Source organism: Thiocapsa imhoffii, from assembly GCF_016583985.1.
Taxonomy (GTDB): Bacteria; Pseudomonadota; Gammaproteobacteria; order Chromatiales; family Chromatiaceae; genus Thiocapsa; species Thiocapsa imhoffii.
In genome coordinates this window covers 46,768-63,304 of the sequence record NZ_NRSD01000022.1, presented here as the reverse complement: position 1 = coordinate 63,304, position 16,537 = coordinate 46,768, and the positions used below count along the sequence as shown (strand labels likewise).

Here is a 16,537-nt window from a genome sequence, read left to right as displayed (position 1 = left end):
AATGGCCGCAACCGAGCACAAACCGAACCTCCTCGACCTCGATCGCGCGGACTGCGAACGCTTGGTCGAGGCGGCTGGATTCAAGGCCTTTCATGGTCGCAGCCTCTTCAAGTGGATCCACAAACATGGCGTCCTCGACTTCGATGCCATGACCGACTTGTCCCGGACCTTGCGCCAGACCCTCCGGGCGCAGACCGACATTCGCGTGCCACGGATCGCCCACGCACAGCCCTCCGGCGACGGAACGGTGAAGTGGATCATGGAGTTGGCCGATGGCCAGCGGATCGAGACGGTCGCGATACCAGAGGGGCGGCGCATGACGATCTGCGTCTCCTCGCAGGTCGGATGCGCGCTCAACTGCGCCTTTTGCGCAACCGCCACCCAGGGCTTCAACCGCAACCTCACGGTCGGCGAAATCGCTGGACAGATCTGGCACGCCACCCGTCAACTCGGGGGGGCGCCCAGTAATGTGGTGATGATGGGAATGGGCGAGCCGCTCGCCAATTTCGACGCGGTGGTCAAGGCCATGGCGATCATGCAGGACGACTTCGCCTACATGATCGCCAAGACGCGATTGACGCTCAGCACCTCGGGGATCGTGCCCAATATCTATCGTCTGCGCGAGGTTAGTGACGTGTCGCTCGCGGTCTCGCTGCATGCTCCGAATGATGCCTTGCGTGACGAGTTGGTCCCGATCAATCGCAAATATCCGCTCGCGCAACTCTTGCCCGCCTGCCGTGCCTACGTGGCCGGCGATCGGCGTCGGCGTATCACTTGGGAATACGTCATGCTCGATGGCGTCAACGACAGCCTCGCGCATGCCAAGCAACTGATTCGCTTGCTGGAGGGGATTCCATCCAAGATCAATCTCATTCCCTTCAACCCCTTTCCCGGCAATCGCTTCACAACCTCGCCACCCGAGCGTATCGAAGCCTTCCGTGAGCGCCTCGCGCGCTCCGGCACCTTCACCATGACGCGCAAAACGCGCGGTGAGCAGATCGCCGCCGCCTGCGGGCAACTCGTCGGACGCGTCGAGGACCGCTCGCGGCGCACCGTCGGCGTTCCGGTCCTGCCGCGTCACGAGAGCGGATACACGGCTACGCCATGAACGCCCGAGCGTGTCTGCATCACCGAGGACGTGGACTCATCGTGCCAACCGCGCTGTGCATCGGAATCGCGGGGTGCGCCACCACCTCTCGAACGACCATTGATGATCAGCTCGGACTCGATCCTCAGGACAGCCCCGCCGCCCTCTATGTCGAGATGGCCGAGGAGTACTATAGACGCGGGCAGCCCGAGATCGCCTTCCGACGCGCGCAGCAGGCCATCGAAGCCGACCAGAGGTACCCGAAGGCGCACGTTTGGATTGCGCTCATGTACGAGGAGATGGGGCGCGCAGAACTGGCCGCGGAACACTATCGGCGGGCGTTGCAACTAGCGCCCAACAACTCGGACATCCTCCTCGCCTACGGCGACTACGCGTGTCGCCAGCAGCGCTACGCCGAGGCTGATCAGTACTTCAAGCGGGCGTTGGAGAATCCACTCTACGCGACGCCCTGGGTGCCCATGTTCAACGCTGGAGTCTGCGCCGAGAGCGCGGGCGATGCGCCACAGGCCGAACGCTACTTTCTGGCCGCCGTCGAGGCCAACCCCGCGCTAGGGCCGGCCTTGGTCAAGCTTGCCGCGATCGAACTCAGACGCGGAAACCCACAAGGCGCGAAATTCTATATGGATCGCTATTTCGAACCCACGACGCTGCGCTTCCCCAGAATGGCCCGGTTGGCGCTGGAGACGGCGATCCAAACCGAGCGTGAACTTGGGAACACCGCCCGCGCTGCCGAATACGAAGCGTTGTTCCGACAGGCATTCCCAAATTCATCCGTGTCCTTGCCTCCTCAGTTGGGATCCCCAGAGTGACCAGCCCTATCCATCTCACCGAAGCCAGTGACGAGAATGTCGTTGAACTTGGCGACAGCCCTGGTCGACGTCTGCGGCTGGCCCGTCAAGCGCGCGGACTCAGCATCGAGCGGGTCGCCAGCCAGTTACATCTCAAACCCGGGGTGGTCGATGCCATTGAGCAAGACCGGTTCGCGGAGTTGCCCGACCCTGTCTTCGTTCTGGGTTACCTCCGCAACTATGCCCGGATTCTCGGCATCGATGCAGCCCCCTTGCTCGCAACCTACCGGAGTCATGCCCTCGCACATCCGCACCAGACCGTGCCCGCGGCAGTCCGAGGGCCGGGGGAACCCTCGGGTGGCGCGCGCCTGATGATCCGGCTGATGACGGTCATCCTGGCCGCCGCCGCGATCGGCATCTTCGTGCTCTGGTGGTCCGAGCAGACCGATGTCGCTCGTGAACTGGGCGCGGAGATCACCTTGGAGCCCACGAGCGAAATCGAAACCATGACCGATGCGGAGCCGGATCCGCGCCCCGATCTCACTCGCATGGCGATGCCCGCTCCACTCACGACGCCGACGCAACCGGACACCGCGGGCGAGGAGGCCAGCCGAGCGCCCCGGGTCCTTCAGGATGCGGACGGGGCACTGAGTGATGTCGCGCGCCGCCCTGAAGATCTCGACGAGCCAGGCATCCTCGCTGCGGTTCCGCTCGCCCCAGACGTTGCAGGCGCATCAGTCGGCACGACGGCGCCTGCGGATGACCCCATCGTGACGCCCGCCGAGCCTGCGATCGTGCTTGAATTCACCGGCCCGTCTTGGCTGACCGTCACGCCGCCCGGTGGCGGGTCGCTCATTAATGCCGAGATGACAGCCGGGGAACGACGCGAGATCACCGGACCAGGGCCATTCCGATTCACCATCGGTCGCGTCAACAATACGCGCATGACGGTGAATGGCGAGCCCTTCGATCTTGAGGGTCGTGCGCGCGGCAATGTGGCTCGGTTCACCTTCGACCCGGCAGCATCCCCATGATGGAGAGCAGGCCCTTGGCACCACTGAGTCCACGCAACCGCCGAGCGAGTCCCGTGGTATGAGCAAACACATCCAAGCGATCCGTGGGATGCACGACATCCTGCCCGAGGTCATGCCACACTGGCATCACCTCGAGGACAACGCGCGACGGATTCTGACGAACTATGGCTACGCTGAGATCCGCACCCCGATCGTGGAGATGTCAGAGCTGTTCAAGCGCTCCATCGGCGAGGTCACCGACATCGTCGAGAAGGAGATGTACAGCTTCGAGGATCGTAATGGCGATCAGTTGAGTCTCCGTCCAGAAGGGACCGCCAGTTGTGTGCGCGCCGTGATCGAACACGGTCTCGTCATGCAGACGCAACGACTCTGGTATCGTGGCCCCATGTTCCGACACGAGCGCCCGCAACGAGGACGCTATCGCCAGTTCAACCAGATCGGCGCCGAGGTGTTCGGTCTCACTGGGCCGGATATCGACCTTGAGCTCATTCTGCTGACGGCGCGTCTGTGGCAGGACTTGGGCCTGAATGGACTGCGTCTCGAGCTCAACAGCCTTGGCGACCCCGAGGAGCGCCGTCGGTATCGTGAGGACTTGGTGGCCTTTTTATCGGCCCGGCGCGCGCACTTGGACCCGGAGAGCCAGCGTCGCCTGGAGACCAATCCGCTGCGCGTGCTCGACGCGAAACATCCCGAGACACAAGCTGCGATTGCCGATGCACCGAGCCTGCTTGAGCATCTCGGAGAGACCAGCCGAACCCATTTCGCGACGATTCGCCAGGGGCTCGATCAGGCAGGCATCGCCTATCGGATCAACACCCGCCTTGTGCGTGGACTCGATTACTACAACCGGACCGTATTCGAGTGGATCACCGAGGATCTCGGAGCGCAGGGTACGGTGTGCGCCGGGGGACGCTATGATGGATTGGTGGAGCAGCTTGGCGGACGCGCCACACCCGCGGTTGGTTTTGCCCTGGGCATGGAGCGCTTGGTCGAATTGATCGCCCTCGCCGAACCAACGCGGCGCGCCCGCGCGCACGCCTATCTGGTCGCCGTTGGTGAACGTGCCGAGGCGGCCTCCATGCCGTTGGCCGAGCGACTGCGCGATGCCTTGCCGCAGCTCTGCCTGATCCGCCACAGCGGCGGAGGCAGTTTCAAGAGCCAGTTCAAAAAGGCCGACAAGAGCGGCGCACGCTGCGCGCTCATCCTGGGCGAGTCCGAGTTGGAGCAGGACCTGATCGGCGTGAAATCCTTGCGCGACGACAGTGGGCAGCAACAATTCGATTTTGACACACTGGTCGCCTTCCTCGCACGCGAACTGGGCGGCGACCCCAATCAGACCTGAAGCGAGGACAGGGATCGTCGCGACCCTGACCGCGCCCTGCCTCAGCCCATACTCAGAACACGAGGAACGAGACACGTGAGCTACGATACCGATGACGAAAAGGTTGAAGCCATCAAGCGCTGGTGGAAAGAGAACGGGATGGCGATCATCGTCGGGCTCGTCATTGGCATCGGCGGAATCCTCGGCTGGCGGTATTGGGGAGAGTATCGGGATGCGCGTGCGAGTGAGGCCTCCGCGATCTTCGATCAGGTGCTGGTGCTGTCCGCGAACGGCCAAACCGAGGCTGTGCTGGTCCAAATCCAGAAGCTCACGGATGACTTTTCCGCAACCCCTTATGCGACCCTCGGCGCGCTACTCGAGGCCAAGGCACAGTATGAATCCGGTGATGCCGAGGCGGCCATGGCCGCGCTCGAGCGCGTGATCGCGGGCGCTCCGGATCCGGCCTTTGCCAAGATCGCGGCGTTGCGGCTCGCACGCATCCAAGTCGCCGCCGGACAACTCGACGCCGCGGCGCGGACCGTTGCCACCCACGACGTCAGCCCCGAGCTGGCGGGTGATTTTGCCGCCGTGCGCGGGGATATTGCCGCCGCGCGTGGTGATGTGGGTGCGGCACGACAGGCCTATGAACAGGCAATCGCGAGCGGCAGCGGCTTCTCGGAGTTGATCCGACTCAAGCTCGACAACCTTCCCGCGGCGGGATGAGCGGCGCCAACCCCACGATGATGAACGACAGGACATTCTTCGGACTCGGACGCCTCGGCACACTCCTGCTCGCCAGCCTCGTGAGCGGCTGCGGGATCATGCCCTGGATTGGTGCCGATCGAGACCCGACTCCGCCGACTAAACTCGTGCAGATCGTACCGAGCGCCAGTCTCACTCCCATCTGGTCGCAGCGCGTCACGCGCGGGACCCAGGGTCGCGAGCTCGATCTGGTGCCGGCCGTCGTGGCCGAGCGCATCTACGTCGCCGATGCACGGGGACGCCTGGTTGCCCTCGATGCCGGGAGCGGCCGAGTCCTGTGGGAGCGGGAGACCGGCCTGTCGTTCAGTGGCGGGCCCGATGTCCGGGGCGACCGACTGGTGCTCGGCACCAGCCGGGGTGAGGTCGTGGCCCTCTCGACCGGCGATGGGGCTGAGCTGTGGCGCACGCAGGTCGGTAGCGAGGTGCTCTCGGTGCCGCGCCTGACAGATCAGGACCAGGTGATCGCCCGCACCCTCGAGGACAGTATCTATGGGATCGATGCCACCAGCGGAGAGCAGCAGTGGCGGGTCCATTATCCAGCGCCGGTATTGACCCTGCGCGGCAGCAGTCGTCCCGTCGAGACCCCGTTCGGCATTCTGGTCGGGCTCTCCGGTGGCAAGCTCCTGAACCTTGACCCCGAGGATGGCACACCGCTCTGGGAGGTCGCCATCACCCGCCCGAGTGGACGCTCCGAACTCGCGCGCATCGCCGACATCGATGCCGATCCTGTCGTCATCGGCACCATCGCCTTCGTCGGCTCCTACAACGGCGATCTCGCTGCCGTGGACATCAGCAGCGGCTCCGTGCTGTGGCGCCGCGAACTCTCCGCCCATGCCGGGTTGGCCGCCAATGAAACCGCCCTGTTCGTGACCGATTCGACGGACCAAATCTGGCGCGCCGATCCGAGCGATGGGGCCGGACGTTGGCGTCAGGAGGCGCTCCTTTACCGTCGCGTGACCGCTCCCGAATTGGTCGGGAATCTCGTCGTCGTGGGTGACTTCGAGGGGTATCTACACCTCCTCAGCCAAGCTGATGGCCGCTTGGTCGGGCGCACCCGACTGACCAGCAGGGGGGCCATCACGGCTCGCCCATTGAGCGTGGGTGGACGCCTCATCGTCTATGCCGACGACGGCACACTGGCGGCGTTCAGCGTCGGCAGCGCAGCGGATCCCACCGAGCGGGGCGACAGCCCAGCGTCGCTGGATGCGGGCGCGGCGGCAACGCAGGCCCCCGACATCATGCAGGACACGGCCCTCACGGAGCCCGCGGAGACGACACCCTGAACGGCATCCTCCCAGTCATCACCCTGATCGGTCGCCCCAACGTCGGCAAGTCGACCCTCTTCAACCGCCTCACACAAACGCGCGACGCGCTGGTTGCTGACTTTCCTGGTTTGACACGTGACCGCCAATATGGGATCGGGGTGGTCGGCCCCCAGCCGTATGTGATCGTCGACACCGGTGGCATCAGCCTGGCTGAGACGGGCGTCGAGGCACTCATGCAGCGGCAGGTCCAACACGCCATCGAGGAGGCCGATCACCTCTTGTTTCTGACCGACGCACGGGACGGCTGTACACCCGGGGATCTCGACATCGCACAGCGGCTGCGGCGGCTGGACCGTCCCGTGACCCTAGTCGTCAACAAGAGTGACACGCTCGATCCCGTCCTCGCGACCGCTGAATTCCACCAGCTTGGTCTCGGCGAACCGGTGGCGATCTCGGCGACTCATGGGCGCGGGGTGCGGGATCTGCTCGAATGGGTGTTCGCGGGCTTCCCCGTCGCGGCAGGTGAGCCCGCGACCGATGAGACCGAGTCCGGAATTCGTGTCGCCGTTGTCGGTCGCCCGAACGCGGGGAAATCGACCCTCATCAATCGGATCCTCGGTGATGAGCGGGTCGTGACCTTCGACAGCCCTGGAACGACCCGCGACAGCATTTTCATTCCCTTCCAGAGCAGGGGGCGGCCATACACCCTGATCGATACCGCCGGGATGCGGCGGCGTGCGCGCATTGATGACACCATCGAGAAATTCAGCGTTATCAAGACGCTGCAGGCTATTGATGCAGCCCATGTGGTGATTTTAGTGCTCGATGCCCACCAAGGAATTGGCGAACAGGATGCCACCCTAGCCGGACACATTATTGAGCGTGGCCGCGCACTCGTCGTCGCGATCAACAAATGGGATGGACTCGACCCGGATCAACGCGCCCAGGTTAAAACGCAGTTCGCACGCAAGCTCGCCTTTCTTGATTTTGCGACGATGCACCAGACCTCGGCGCTCCATGGCAGCGGCGTCGGTCTCTTGCTCGAGGAGGTCGATCAGGCCTATGCCAACGCGACCCGCTCACTGTCCACGCCAGAGTTGACGCGTCTGCTCGAGGCGGCCACGCAGGAACATCAACCGCCTCTGGTCAGGGGACGACGGATCAAACTGCGTTATGCTCATCAGGGTGGACGCAATCCGCCCATCATCGTCATTCATGGCAACCAGACCGAGGCCGTTCCGGAGACCTACCGACGTTATCTGATCAATCGATTTCGTCGCGAACTCAAACTCATGGGGACGCCCCTGCGGCTCGAATTCAAGACCGGAAGCAACCCATTCGAGGGCCAGCACAACCGACTCACGCCGCGGCAGCTCAAACATCGCCAGCGCCTGCGGCGCTTCGTCAATCGCAAGACCTGAGTGTGACCGTCCGCTGCGGGCAGGCTCAGCCCGGGCTGCGAAGCGGATCCGTTCGCTGAGCATCTGTCGCCTCGCTGCAGTCGAGGATTTCTCGCAGCACCATGGTCGCATAGGCGCCCGCGGGTAGGGAAAAATCGAGCAGGAGATCGCCCTCGACGAGCTCGCCGGTGAGTCCTGCGACCGGCACCCGCAAGGCGCGGCGCTCTTGCGACAAGCCAAAGGAGGCGAGCCCCGTGCACCAACTCGGCACTCGCGCCGCCATCCGCTCTTCCAGTGCACGCACCTCAGCGTCCGTGGGCAGCTCGCCACGCCCCCAGAGTGCGCCGGTGGGATGCAGATCAAGTTGCTGGCAGCGCGCCTGGAGACGCTCATCCACCGTGGTCACGGGGAAAAATGAATGGGTTCCGGCCAGTTGCAGACAATCCCCGATCAGCGGCTGATCCCAGTCGCCACGCTGAACCCGTTCGGCCAGGATGTCATTGAACAACTGAGCGCGCACGGCCGACAGCCACAGTCCCGCTCGGTGTCGCGAGACTCGACCGGCGGTTCCGGCAAAGAGTTCGTCCGCGCGTGATAGATTCGCCCCGCCGTGTCCGAAGCGCTGCGCGCCAAAGTAATTGGGCACACCAGAGCGACGGAGCTGCGCGAGTCGCGCGACCAGGTCCGGCAGGGGAAGCGGCCGTGGCGTGCGGACACGGATCCTGAATCGATTCCCGGCCAAGGCGCCCCGCTTGAGCTTCCGGCGGTGTCGGTGGCACGCGAGGACCCAGATCCCCTCCTGAGCGAGCGGCGTCCAGTCGGGCCGGGTGTGGCCACGCCAGGGCAGCGAAAACCATTGCAGGGTGACGGCGTGTCGATCCTTCAGACCCGCGTATCCCACGCTCGACACCGCGACCCCAGCACAGTGCGCGAGACGCCGTGCCGCCCACTCGGTATTGGCACCGCGCTTGCGCACCCACAGCAGCAGATGTTCGCCCTCCTCATCCGGCTCGAAACCGAGTTGCTCCTCGACGTGAAAGTCGTCGCAGCAGACTCGCAGGAGGCCCTGTCCAAGCGGTGCGCCGGCGGCGCGTGGTCGCTGTTCGACCCCAGCCCAGGCCGTGGTTTCGCGCGCCTCAGTCACCGACGAGCAGCACGATGGCCGTGGCCGCGATTCCCTCTCCGCGCCCGGTGAACCCCATCTGCTCGGTTGTCGTGGCCTTGACATTGACGCGCATGGGCTCGCAGCCCAAATCCACGGCCAGTTGCCCGCGCATCGCAGAGAGATGTGGGGCAAGTTTGGGACGCTGCGCGATGATGGTCAGATCGGCATTCTGGACACGCAGCCCCCGCTCGGTGAGGCTCGCCATCACACGCTGCAGCAGCCGGCGGCTGTCGATGCCTGCATAGGCCTCATCGGTATCGGGAAAATGATGCCCAATGTCACCGAGCCCGGCCGCTCCCAGCAGGGCATCACAGAGGGCATGAATGGCCACATCACCGTCCGAATGGGCGAGCAGGCCCTGATCATGTGGAATCTCGACGCCGCAGAGCCGCAGTGGGCGTCCGGGGCCAAAACGATGGGCGTCGACGCCCTGACCGATCAACATGCTGTTTAGACTCCCAAAGGATAGCGCAACCGGATCGGGCCAGCCCACCGGCCGAGGACGGGAAGACCGCCCCGATGGTCACAGGACAGGCCGCGCGATTCTCACCCGGGTGCGGCCGTTTGCCCTAGCACATCTCCGCTCGCATCGAGGCATGACCTACTCGGCGAGCCGCCCCTGTTGTTGGAGATAGAAGCGAGCGAGTGGCAGATCCTCGGCACGGGTGATCTTGATATTGTCGGCATGACCCTCGATCAGGCGCGGCGCATGTCCGGCTTGCTCGATTGCCGAGGCATCATCGGTGACGAGCTCCGCGCGCGCAAGGGCCGCGCGCAACGCGGCATGCAGATGGCCCAGACGAAACATCTGTGGCGTGAAGGCATGCCAGAGTGCCGCACGGTCCACCGTTTCGCCCACCTGATCCGGGGCGTCCGCGCGCGCCCGCTTCATGGTGTCACGCACGGGAATGCCCAGCAGACCGCCGACGGCATCCTCGCGCAAGACGTCAATCAACCGATTGAGATCCGTGACCCGCAGACAGGGTCGCGCCGCGTCATGGACCAGCACCCAGTCATGGCTGCTGGCCGTGCCCAGCAACCACTCGAGTGCATTGAGCACCGATAGACAGCGTTCCGCCCCGCCGTCGACCCGCCGGACCTTCGGGTGCAGGGCATACTCCGTGGCCTCCCAATAACGATCCGAGGGATCCAGGGCGAGCGCAATCCCGGCGATGCGCGCGTCGGCGACGAAGAGATCGAGCGTGTGATCGATCACCGCCCGTCCCGCGAGGTCCAGATACTGCTTCGGAACTCGGCTGCCCATCCGCCGTCCGACACCAGCCGCCGGCAGCACCACCCAGAAGCGCGGTTCCTGACTCATGGGGTCTTCGTGGGCGCTGATCGTTCGATCACCTGGATGAAGATCTCACCTGGTTTGATCATGCCAATGTCGCGCCGCGCCCGCTCCTCAAGGGCATCGACACCGTCGCGCAGATCCATCACCTCGGCATGCAATGCCTGATTGCGTGCGCGCAGCCGCGCCAACTCCTCGTTCTGAGCCGCGATCTCTTGCTTCAACCCATGCACCTCCGCAAGGCTGCCCTCCCCGACCCAGAGACGGTATTGCAGGGCGGCCAGCATGACGATCAATAGCGCGATCAACAGCCGCATCGGCGTGGTCCGCGCCCTAGGATCTCAGGTCCGCGAACAGACGCGCCACGAGCACACGACCGCACTACAGCCATTTGAAGGCCGCACGACCTGCATAGTGTCCCTCGTCACCGAGTTGGTCCTCGATGCGCATCAATTGGTTATATTTCGCGACCCGGTCTGAACGCGACAAGGACCCCGTCTTGATTTGTCCCGTGCCCGCGGCGACAACGAGGTCGGCGATCGTGGTGTCCTCGGTTTCACCCGAGCGGTGCGAGACCACCGCGGTATAACCCGCGGCATGAGCCATGGTGATGGCGTCGAGGGTTTCGGTCAGGGTTCCAATCTGGTTGACCTTGATGAGGATCGAGTTGGCGATGCCTTTGTCGATCCCCTCTTGCAGGATACGGGTATTGGTGACGAAGAGGTCGTCGCCAACGATCTGCACCTTGTCCCCAAGACGCTCACTCAGGCGTTTCCAGCCGTCCCAGTCGCCCTCGGCGAGACCATCTTCGATGGTGAGGATGGGGTACTGGTCAACCCAGCCACGCAGCAACTCGGTCATGCCATCGGCGTCGAGCGTGCGACCCTCGCCCTTTAGATGATAACGCCCATCGGCATAGAATTCGGAGGCGGCGACATCCATGCCCAGATAGATGTCCTGGCCAACCTTGAACCCCGCCTTCTCGATCGCCTCGAGGATGACCTCGATCGCGGCCTCGTTCGAGGACAAATCCGGGGCAAAACCACCTTCATCGCCGACCGCCGTGGCAAAGCCCCGGCCACGCAGAACCGACTTCAAGGCATGGAAGGTCTCCGCACCGTAACGTACGGCCTCGCGGAGACTGGGCGCGCCGACCGGAAGGATCATGAATTCCTGGAAGTCGACGTTGTTGTCCGCATGCTCACCGCCATTGATGATGTTCATCATCGGGACGGGGAGCCGGTACGGCCCGGGGGCGAGCGAGAGAAAGAGTGGCAGGGCCTTTTCCTGTGCCGCGGCGTGCGCTGCCGCGATCGACACGCCCAGCAAGGCATTGGCGCCGAGGCGTGACTTATTTTCTGTTCCATCGAGTTTGATCATGGCCTGGTCGAGTGCCGCCTGATCCGCGACCTCCATCCCGATGACGGCCTCGCGTAACTCGCCTTGGATATTCCCGACCACCGTCAAGACGCCTTTGCCACCATAACGAGCAGGATCCCCGTCACGCAGCTCCAGCGCTTCGCGCGAACCGGTCGAGGCGCCTGACGGAACCATGAAGCGTCCAATCGCCCCCTCCGACGTGATCACATCGGCCTCGACAGTGGGATTGCCGCGTGAGTCCAAAACCTCACGTGCACGGACATCGACGATTTCAGACATGGCGGATCTCTCCATTGCGTAAGGATTAGGACGGTTCAGAATCACGGGTCGTGCGTTTGCGCATTTGGTGGTGCTTGCTCGCACTCAGCCCTCCAACAGCGGGAGACTGGTCAGGTTCGATAACCTGCTTTCCATCGGTCGATCCGGACGAATGAAGGAGGACGGCCGCGGGACTGCTCGTTCCGCTCGAGTCTCGCTCTCGGTTGCTCCGACGCGCACCCGACCACGCATGACTCAAGGCTAGGGAGATCAGACGTGGCGCGTCCGATCAAACCGGGCGAACGGGCTTCAGGACCATCAGGGCCATCGTCATTCGATTTGTTCAGCAAAGCCGCTCGCTTTCACCAGCCGATCAAGTTGCACGAGGACCTCGAGCAAGGGCTTCATCCGCTCCAGCGGCCAAGCGTTCGGCCCGTCGCTCAAGGCTTGGTCGGGGTTGGGGTGCGTCTCCATGAAGATGCCGGAAATGCCAACCGCAACGGCCGCGCGCGCGAGCACGGGCACGAACTCGCGCTGCCCACCAGAGCGGTCGCCTTGCCCGCCGGGCAGTTGCACCGAATGTGTCACATCGAAGACGACCGGGCAATCGGTTGCGCGCAGCACCGCCAGGGCACGCATGTCCGAGACCAGATTATTGTAGCCGAATGAGACTCCGCGCTCGCACACCATGATCTGGTCGTTACCCGTCGCACGTGCCTTCTCGACCACATGGCGCATGTCCCACGGCGCGAGAAATTGACCTTTCTTGATGTTGACCGGCTTACCCTGACGCGCCACCGCCTGGATGAAGTTGGTCTGACGGCACAGAAAGGCCGGGGTCTGCAAGACATCGACAACCGCGGCAACCTCATCGAGCGGCGTGTCCTCGTGCACATCGGTCAACACCGGCACGCCGATCCGCTCCCGCACCGACTCGAGGATCGCGAGCCCCTGCTCCAGGCCGGGGCCACGAAAACTGTTCGCCGATGAACGGTTCGCCTTGTCGAACGAAGACTTGTAGATGAACCCCATGCCGAGCGCGGCGCAGAGTTCCTTCAGCATCCCCGCGGTCTCCTCGGCGAGGGTCGCGCTCTCGATCACACAGGGGCCAGCGATCAGGAACAAGGGCCGATCGAGGCCAATTTCAAATCCGGTGAGTGATCTCATGCGGCTGTTTCTCGCGTGTCCGCGCCCCGCGCCAACGCAGCCCGCACGAAGCCGCAGAACAAGGGGTGGCCATCGCGCGGGGTCGAGGTGAATTCGGGATGGAACTGGCAGGCGATGAACCAGGGATGATCAGGGATCTCGATGATTTCAACGAGGCGGTTGTCCAACGACCAACCGGCGAAGCGCAGCCCCGCGTCTTTCATCACATCGAGATAGCGGTTGTTGAATTCATAACGATGGCGATGACGTTCGCGGATCTGTGCCTGTCCGTAGACACGGCGGGCGAGGCTTCCGGGCTCGAGCCGACAGTTCTGTCCGCCGAGGCGCATGGTCCCACCGAGGTCGCCACCTTCGGCGCGGGTTTCCATGCGACCGCCTTCGTCGCGCCACTCGGTGATCAAGGCAATCAGTGGGTGAGGCGTCTGCTGGTCGAACTCGGTGCTGTGCGCTCCCGCGAGACCGGCGACATGACGACCGAATTCGATCACGGCGACCTGCATCCCCAAACAAATCCCGAGGTAAGGGACGCGCTGTTCCCGCGCGTAGCGTGCGGCAATGACCTTACCCTCGATCCCTCGCTCACCGAATCCGCCCGGGACCAGGATGGCGTCGAGCGATTCGAGACAGCCCGGGCCATCCTGCTCCAGCGTCTCGGAGTCCACGTAGAGGATATCGACCTTGGTGCGGGTGTGGACACCGGCATGGGCGAGCGCCTCGGAGAGGGATTTGTAAGCTTCGGTGAGGTTCATGTACTTGCCGACCATGCCGACGCGCACGCGGTGCTCGGGGTGGTCGAAACCTTCTAGCACCCGATCCCACTCGCTCAGGTCCGCCTCGCCGGCCTGGATGCGGAACTGCTGCACGACCAGTTCATCGAGTTTCTGCGCATGCAGCAAACGTGGAATTCGGTAGATATTATCCGCGTCAATGGCAGAGATGACGGCATCTTCATGCACGTTCGTGAAGAGCGCGATCTTGCGGCGCTCGTCGTTCGGCAATTGCTGTTCGGCCCGGCACAGCAGAATATCCGGCTGGATGCCGATCGAGCGAAGCTCCTTGACCGAGTGCTGAGTAGGCTTGGTTTTGATCTCGCCCGCGGCGCGAATGTAGGGCACCAGAGTGAGATGCATGAAGAGCGCATTCTCCCGCCCGACCTCGACACGCATCTGCCGGATCGCCTCCAGGAAGGGCAACGACTCGATGTCCCCAACCGTTCCCCCGATCTCAACCATGGCGATATCCGCACCCTCGGCGCCGAGACGGATCGCGGACTTGATCTCATCGGTGACGTGCGGAATCACCTGCACCGTCCGCCCGAGATAATCCCCGCGCCGCTCCTTGCGAATCACCCGCTCGTAGATCTGTCCCGTGGTGAAGTTGTTGTTCCGGCCCATGGGCGTGCGCAAGAACCGCTCGTAGTGGCCGAGATCCAAATCAGTCTCGGCGCCATCGTCCGTGACGTAGACCTCGCCGTGTTGGAACGGGCTCATGGTGCCCGGATCCACATTGATATAAGGGTCGAGCTTGATCATGGTCATCCGCAATCCACGCGCCTCCAGCAGCGCGCCGAGCGATGCTGACGCAATCCCCTTGCCAAGCGACGACACGACACCGCCAGTGATAAAGATAAACTTGGTCATGATGCTCGAGGGGATGAACTGAGGATGAAAGGGCGATCAATCACGCGACACGCTACCAAAATCCCTGCATTGGCTCAATGCGAAGACCACAGCGAGCCGTCCCCAAACGAGCCTGGTTGCGACCGCAGGCGCCGCGTTGGTATGGCCTGCGAACCGCGCACACAATACGCTGCAAAGGATCCAACACGGGCCGTCACATCTTCCCGCGGAACCTTGACATCCCGTGCCCGTCCAGCGTCCTGATCGAAAGGGTCTGCTACCATCCTGCGCTCTGCAGGCCCGAGGGCGAGGACGCGCTGCCGCGACAAACCGGCTTCACGCGCGCTTCATCGTCCTCTTGCGCCTCGAATCCACCCTAAAAACACAGTGGGTTGCGCTTCGCACGCACGAATCAGCACCGACCCGAAGCCCGCTGCGGATGCTTCACAAACCGAAATGGCCCGCGTATATTCGGTCGTGGTTTCGCATGGACGAAACTCGCGATCCTAGCGTCACACCCGCGGATTTCCTCGGATGCGTCGCGTCACCGGCGGGCATGGCGGCTGGGTTCGATGACGTAAAACAGATGAGACGATACATTAGGAGTGTCAACGATGCGTCAGTCAGCAAAATTCATGGGGGTGGCTGCAATCGCAAGCGCAGCAGCCTTCGCGGTGAGCCCGGTGCAGGCTTGGTGGGGCCCGGGTTGGGGCGGCCCAGGGTATGGTTATGGCCCAGGTTACGGGTCGGGCCTCGGGGACATCTTCAGCGACATGTTGGGTGACGGCTGGGGCGACTTCAACATGAACATGAGTGGCGGCGGGCGTGGTTACGGACGCGGCCAGGGCTACGGGCGTGGCTACGGCTACGGTCACCCTGGCTATGGTTACGGCTACCCCGGCTATGGCTACGGCGGCTACCCGGGTTATGGTGCCCCCTTCTATGGCGCACCCTATGCCGCGCCCTATGCCGCGCCGGTCGCTCCCGCCCCGAGCGAGGCGAAATAGCGGAATTCGCCGCTCGAGCAATTGCTGAAGAAGAAACCGTGCCCGCGAGGGCGCGGTTTTTTTTTCGCCGTTGATCCCGTCTTTGCCACAGGATGCGAGCTTGGGCACTGCGCTTGCACAGGAAGCGGATGCTTCAATGGTTTCTTCGCTTGATCCAGATCAAGCAAAGGTTCAAAATCGGATGACCCAAGCGTGCCGAGGCAAGAGTGTGAGTCAGCGCAAAGTGATTTCCTTAGACGATCTCCGCGTCGCGTGCAGAAACTGTTCCCTCACTTCGCTGTGCCTCCCAATGGGCCTGGCGCCAGAAGATATCGAGCGACTCGATGAGATCGTCAAACGCAACCGCCCGCTCCACCGCGGCGATTTCTTGTTTCGTGAAGGCGATCGATTTCGCTCGCTCTTCGTGGTCAAAACCGGATCGGTGAAGACGTTCGCCCCGAGCCCGGAGGGTGGCGAGCAGGTGCTTGGCTTCCATCTCCCCGGTGAGGTCATCGGCTTAGATGCGATCGATAAGGATGCGCATGCCTGTTCGGCCAAGGTGCTCGAAACTTCGGCGATTTGCGAGATCCCTTTCGCTCGGCTCGAAGAACTCACCATGAGCATCCCGAGCCTGCAGCACCAGATGTACCGACTCCTGAGTAAGGAGATCGGACAGGATACGGAGCTCCTTCTCCTGCTTGGCAAGAAAAATGCCGAGGAACGTCTCGCAGCCTTTCTACTCAGTCTGTCCAAACGGCTGCACAAGCGCGGCTTGTCAGCAACCGACTTCTACCTCAGCATGTCGCGGCATGAGATCGGGAATTATCTCGGACTTGCGGTGGAGACCGTTAGTCGCCTGTTCACCCGGTTCCAGGACGATGGACTGATGCGGGTTGATCGCAAGCATATCCAAATCATCGATCAGGACGCCCTAGAGGCGCTCGTGGGTGGTATCGGTCAGCACCGGCGTCAGCAGCAACAGAGTTAAAG

General features: G+C 63.3%; 16 protein-coding genes. 9 read left to right on the top strand and 7 right to left on the bottom strand.

Annotated features, from left to right (window positions below; all coding sequences use genetic code 11):
• Position 1 precedes the first annotated feature (1 nt).
• From rlmN to der, 7 genes are all read left to right on the top strand, one after another.
• On the top strand, positions 2-1,108 hold the full coding sequence (gene rlmN, locus CKO25_RS16725; RefSeq protein ID WP_200389087.1) for a dual-specificity RNA methyltransferase RlmN: 1,107 nt from the start codon (positions 2-4) through the stop codon (positions 1,106-1,108).
• The gene (gene pilW / locus CKO25_RS16720; RefSeq protein WP_200389086.1) at positions 1,105-1,917 is read left to right on the top strand and encodes a type IV pilus biogenesis/stability protein PilW; all 813 of its coding nucleotides are present in this window, start codon (positions 1,105-1,107) and stop codon (positions 1,915-1,917) included. Before rlmN ends, pilW begins: the two co-directional genes overlap by 4 nt.
• Positions 1,914-2,930 carry a RodZ domain-containing protein gene (locus CKO25_RS16715; RefSeq protein WP_200389085.1) on the top strand — a complete coding sequence of 339 codons (1,017 nt, stop codon included), beginning with the start codon at positions 1,914-1,916 and terminating at the stop codon, positions 2,928-2,930. Before pilW ends, CKO25_RS16715 begins: the two co-directional genes overlap by 4 nt.
• A gap of 58 nt (positions 2,931-2,988) precedes the next feature.
• Positions 2,989-4,272, top strand: a complete 1,284-nt coding sequence (hisS, locus tag CKO25_RS16710; protein WP_200389084.1) for a histidine--tRNA ligase — start codon at positions 2,989-2,991, stop codon at positions 4,270-4,272.
• Between the two features lie 75 nt (positions 4,273-4,347).
• Positions 4,348-4,974 (top strand): tetratricopeptide repeat protein, encoded by a 627-nt coding sequence (locus CKO25_RS16705; protein WP_200389083.1) that lies wholly within the window; start codon positions 4,348-4,350, stop codon positions 4,972-4,974.
• Between the two features lie 17 nt (positions 4,975-4,991).
• Positions 4,992-6,296: an outer membrane protein assembly factor BamB gene (bamB, locus tag CKO25_RS16700; protein ID WP_338115157.1), complete on the top strand. Its 1,305-nt coding sequence runs from the start codon at positions 4,992-4,994 to the stop codon at positions 6,294-6,296.
• A gap of 5 nt (positions 6,297-6,301) precedes the next feature.
• The gene (gene der / locus CKO25_RS16695; protein WP_200389098.1) at positions 6,302-7,699 is read left to right on the top strand and encodes a ribosome biogenesis GTPase Der; all 1,398 of its coding nucleotides are present in this window, start codon (positions 6,302-6,304) and stop codon (positions 7,697-7,699) included.
• Positions 7,700-7,724: 25 nt separating this feature from the next.
• On the opposite strand, the gene truD is transcribed toward der, so the two are convergent.
• The 7 genes from truD to pyrG form a co-directional block, all read right to left on the bottom strand.
• Positions 7,725-8,822 (bottom strand): tRNA pseudouridine(13) synthase TruD, encoded by a 1,098-nt coding sequence (gene truD / locus CKO25_RS16690; RefSeq protein ID WP_338115156.1) that lies wholly within the window; start codon positions 8,820-8,822, stop codon positions 7,725-7,727.
• Positions 8,815-9,288, bottom strand: a complete 474-nt coding sequence (gene ispF, locus CKO25_RS16685) for a 2-C-methyl-D-erythritol 2,4-cyclodiphosphate synthase (protein ID WP_200389081.1) — start codon at positions 9,286-9,288, stop codon at positions 8,815-8,817. The genes truD and ispF overlap by 8 nt, the downstream gene beginning before the upstream one ends.
• Before the next feature lie 156 nt (positions 9,289-9,444).
• Positions 9,445-10,164, bottom strand: coding sequence for a 2-C-methyl-D-erythritol 4-phosphate cytidylyltransferase (gene ispD / locus CKO25_RS16680; protein WP_200389080.1), 720 nt, complete (start codon positions 10,162-10,164; stop codon positions 9,445-9,447).
• Positions 10,161-10,454, bottom strand: a complete 294-nt coding sequence (gene ftsB, locus CKO25_RS16675) for a cell division protein FtsB (protein ID WP_200389079.1) — start codon at positions 10,452-10,454, stop codon at positions 10,161-10,163. Before ftsB ends, ispD begins: the two co-directional genes overlap by 4 nt.
• A 64-nt stretch (positions 10,455-10,518) precedes the next feature.
• Complete coding sequence (gene eno / locus CKO25_RS16670; RefSeq protein ID WP_200389078.1) at positions 10,519-11,796, bottom strand: phosphopyruvate hydratase; 1,278 nt, start codon at positions 11,794-11,796, stop codon at positions 10,519-10,521.
• Between the two features lie 309 nt (positions 11,797-12,105).
• Positions 12,106-12,942 (bottom strand): 3-deoxy-8-phosphooctulonate synthase, encoded by an 837-nt coding sequence (gene kdsA, locus CKO25_RS16665; RefSeq protein WP_200389077.1) that lies wholly within the window; start codon positions 12,940-12,942, stop codon positions 12,106-12,108.
• Positions 12,939-14,582, bottom strand: a complete 1,644-nt coding sequence (pyrG, locus tag CKO25_RS16660) for a CTP synthase (protein WP_200389076.1) — start codon at positions 14,580-14,582, stop codon at positions 12,939-12,941. The genes kdsA and pyrG overlap by 4 nt, the downstream gene beginning before the upstream one ends.
• 593 nt (positions 14,583-15,175) lie before the next feature.
• Between pyrG and CKO25_RS16655 the strand changes: the two genes are divergently transcribed.
• Together CKO25_RS16655 and fnr are read left to right on the top strand one after the other, a co-directional pair.
• Entirely contained in the window at positions 15,176-15,568 is a 393-nt protein-coding gene (locus tag CKO25_RS16655; RefSeq protein WP_200389075.1) for a sulfur globule family protein, read from the top strand.
• Between the two features lie 208 nt (positions 15,569-15,776).
• Entirely contained in the window at positions 15,777-16,535 is a 759-nt protein-coding gene (fnr, locus tag CKO25_RS16650; protein ID WP_338115155.1) for a fumarate/nitrate reduction transcriptional regulator Fnr, read from the top strand.
• Positions 16,536-16,537: the final 2 nt, after the last annotated feature.

What these genes read in the sequence shown, in the direction of transcription:
- rlmN (WP_200389087.1), top strand. Translation starts at nt 2, where the DNA reads ATGGCCGCAACCGAGCACAAACCGAACCTCCTCGACCTCGATCGCGCG.
- ftsB (WP_200389079.1), bottom strand. Translation starts at nt 10,454, where the DNA reads ATGCGGCTGTTGATCGCGCTATTGATCGTCATGCTGGCCGCCCTGCAA.
- hisS (WP_200389084.1), top strand. Translation starts at nt 2,989, where the DNA reads ATGAGCAAACACATCCAAGCGATCCGTGGGATGCACGACATCCTGCCC.
- eno (WP_200389078.1), bottom strand. Translation starts at nt 11,796, where the DNA reads ATGTCTGAAATCGTCGATGTCCGTGCACGTGAGGTTTTGGACTCACGC.
- ispD (WP_200389080.1), bottom strand. Translation starts at nt 10,164, where the DNA reads ATGAGTCAGGAACCGCGCTTCTGGGTGGTGCTGCCGGCGGCTGGTGTC.
- bamB (WP_338115157.1), top strand. Translation starts at nt 4,992, where the DNA reads ATGATGAACGACAGGACATTCTTCGGACTCGGACGCCTCGGCACACTC.
- kdsA (WP_200389077.1), bottom strand. Translation starts at nt 12,942, where the DNA reads ATGAGATCACTCACCGGATTTGAAATTGGCCTCGATCGGCCCTTGTTC.
- ispF (WP_200389081.1), bottom strand. Translation starts at nt 9,288, where the DNA reads ATGTTGATCGGTCAGGGCGTCGACGCCCATCGTTTTGGCCCCGGACGC.
- pilW (WP_200389086.1), top strand. Translation starts at nt 1,105, where the DNA reads ATGAACGCCCGAGCGTGTCTGCATCACCGAGGACGTGGACTCATCGTG.
- CKO25_RS16655 (WP_200389075.1), top strand. Translation starts at nt 15,176, where the DNA reads ATGCGTCAGTCAGCAAAATTCATGGGGGTGGCTGCAATCGCAAGCGCA.
- pyrG (WP_200389076.1), bottom strand. Translation starts at nt 14,582, where the DNA reads ATGACCAAGTTTATCTTTATCACTGGCGGTGTCGTGTCGTCGCTTGGC.